General features: G+C 40.1%; 1 protein-coding gene. It reads right to left on the bottom strand.

Features of this window, described 5'->3' with window-relative positions:
• Window positions 1-278: 278 nt before the first annotated feature.
• Window positions 279-1943 carry an IS1634 family transposase gene (locus tag QUA38_RS28625; protein WP_333101296.1) on the bottom strand — a complete coding sequence of 555 codons (1665 nt, stop codon included), beginning with the start codon at window positions 1941-1943 and terminating at the stop codon, window positions 279-281.
• Window positions 1944-2080 lie beyond the last annotated feature (137 nt).

Raw genomic sequence — 2080 nt, 5'->3', positions numbered from 1 at the left:
CCCACATTCCGCAGATGTGGGTGGAATTTTTTTATCAGTTGTGAAAAGTTGGAACCCCAAAGTTTTTCCGTTTAACTTATACGGTTTTAACGTCACGGAAGCCGGTCAAATCTCCTAAAATCAAATAAAGTGAAATCATTGATTTTTTTTAAATAGCTTGAGCGCGCTGTTTCTCGAAATTACTCAGCTTTTTAGTCAAGACAAAACCTGCCAATAGCTAATTCTCTTGACTAATAAATGTGGATTATTCACCAATATCTACAGCTTAATAATGAGCGTCATCCACCTGCAAACATTAAATAGTACCGACTGCAATACTGTCCTAAATGCTTTAATACATCCTGACGGTCTTGGGTTAAATTACTGACTTGCTTTTCTCCGTTGACCGTCACTAAATGTACCGCCTGAAACATTTGAAATATCCAACGCATTGTCGGTTTATTGGTGAGTTTCTTCACCTGATTTCTCACTTCCTCATTGGTAGCTGATAATTGTTGTCTCAATTTCCTTTGTGCGAGGGTATAAACTAACAAGCACAGTCCCATTATCATTCCTATTGCTTCGACTCGCTCGGGATTCTTCACAAACACGCTTGAGGTAAAAAATAAGGGATCTTTGATAAATCTAAATCCTCTCTCGTTGCTTTGCTGTGCTTTGTACTCTGATAGTATCTGTTCGTCGCTCACCTCTTGAGTGTCTAAGATGTTGGTGGCTAATATAAATCTCCCGGCTGCGATCTTTTCGGCTTCTATTACTGATAATCGGGTTTCTATTTGACCCGTAACTTGATAAACTGTTGTTTTTATTTGGTTCTCTAGTTTCTGCTTGCTTGTCGGTTTTTTGGCGGGTTTTTCTCTGCATTCAATTTCTGCGATTTGGTGATACTTCCAGGGGTCTGATAATCTTTTTATCGCGATTTCTGCGTCAGCAATACACGCAAACTCTTGTTTGAATAGCTTGCGCAGTGAGAAAGAAGCTGATTCTAATTGTTTTTCTACTTCCCGGTCTATTTTTTTGATGGCTGCTTGTTTCCTGATGTCGCTTTCTACTACTATCCATCTTTGCTTGATGTTGGCATACTCGCTGGTTGTGGCTGCTATTTTGTAGCCTTTTATTGGGGCTGACTCCCAGTCTTTATCTGAGATAGCTGAGATTTTCTCTCGGGCCTCTTTGATACTTAATGGTACTCGGGTTATCCATTTCATTCCTGTCATTGCTGATAAGTTCTCTGCTGTGTATAAGGCACTGTCTGCTACACAGATTCCGTCGAAAGTCCATTGGTTTTTAAATTCTTTGAGTCGGGCGACAAACACGCTTTTGTCATCGGCGTTTCCGTCATCTATTTTGAGATACAATGGTACGTCTCCATCACCGCTGACTATGGTGTCAATGATAAATTGTTTGAGGTCGGGTCTTTTGTCTCTTGAATATCCGTGAACGATTTTTATGGCTTTCATTTCATCGGTCATTTCTGATGAGTCTGTTTCAAGGTCTTGACTCTTTTCCTGAGAAGTTTTGTATGCTCCTTCTACTGATATTGAACTGCTGTCTAGATGAACGCTGTTCATTGATACTTGAAATTTCTTGGCTGCTAAAAGGGCGATCGCTGTAAATAATTGTGTCGTTCCAGCTTGATGGTATTTGTCTAATGCTCTGCCTATTCGATCGTCATTTAATTGTTCGGGGGTCACTCCTTCTCCGATTAGATGTTCTGTTGCTTTCCCGACAAAAAATGTGTCGAATAGGTAGATTGGGGCGCTCAAAAACCCTAATCCGTTCAAAATCATCGCTTTCATTACTTGTCCTGGGCTGAGGGTTTCTTTGTTGCTTATTCCCACTTTTCTGTTAACTTCTTCTACCAATTCCATCTCATCTATTATCCCTGCTACTATTCCCAAGTGGTCTAAATTTACGATATTTATCCCTGATAATGGTTGGTTCATGATTTTTAGAGTTGCTTTACGGCAGAAATCTATTATACACTAAAAACCCCCAAACGATTGCACAGCAATCGTTTGGGGGTTTTGTGTTGCCGAATCTATCTTCCTTTCTCTCTGCTTAAATATCTGCGGAATGTGGG

This window comes from Microcoleus sp. Pol12B4 (genome assembly GCF_036701385.1).
Classification (GTDB): domain Bacteria; phylum Cyanobacteriota; class Cyanobacteriia; order Cyanobacteriales; family Microcoleaceae; genus Microcoleus.
Note: the sequence above shows the minus strand (reverse complement) of the source record. Positions and strands in the feature narration are given on the sequence as shown.